Annotated in this window: 1 protein-coding gene; it reads right to left on the minus strand. The window is 43.6% G+C overall.

What is annotated here, in order from left to right:
* Positions 1-77 precede the first annotated feature (77 nt).
* Positions 78-548 (minus strand): DNA-3-methyladenine glycosylase I (locus R7040_RS29160; protein WP_318098002.1); only part of this gene is annotated, 471 nt, incomplete at its 5' end.

A 548-nucleotide genomic window follows, 5' to 3' on the forward strand; every position in this document is an offset into this window, starting at 1 on the left:
GCCGTATCGAAGCCTTGGAACGTATTCATGACAGCCAGAACTAGCTGTATAAACTGAGCAATTATATAAACGAAACGTTACTGGTTTTGTTTTTTAGGGCATCCAACGATGTGGTCATCCACCATGCCAACGGCTTGCATAAAGGCATAACAGATGGTTTCACCGACAAACTTAAAGCCTTTCTTTTTGAGAAACTTGCTCATGGCTTTGGACTGTTCTGTCGAAGCAGGTACGTCACTCATTTCATGCCACTGATTTACCACAGGCTTGCCATCGACAAACTGCCACAACGCCTCTGATAAGCTGCCATATTCAGCAATAAGTGCTTTGGCTGCTTTAGCGTTGCTAAATACCGAATTGATTTTGCCGCGATGCTTCACTACATCGAAGTTTTCGACGATGAACTCGGCGCGCTCTTCATTTCTCTGTTCCAACACGTCCAAATCATAGTTTTCAATCGCTTCTCGGTATCCTTCACGTTTTTTCAGAATCGTAATCCAACTCAATCCTGCTTGCGCACCTTCCAACGTAATAAATTCGAACAACAT

The sequence above is a fragment of the Vibrio sp. 1069 genome (assembly GCF_033340555.1).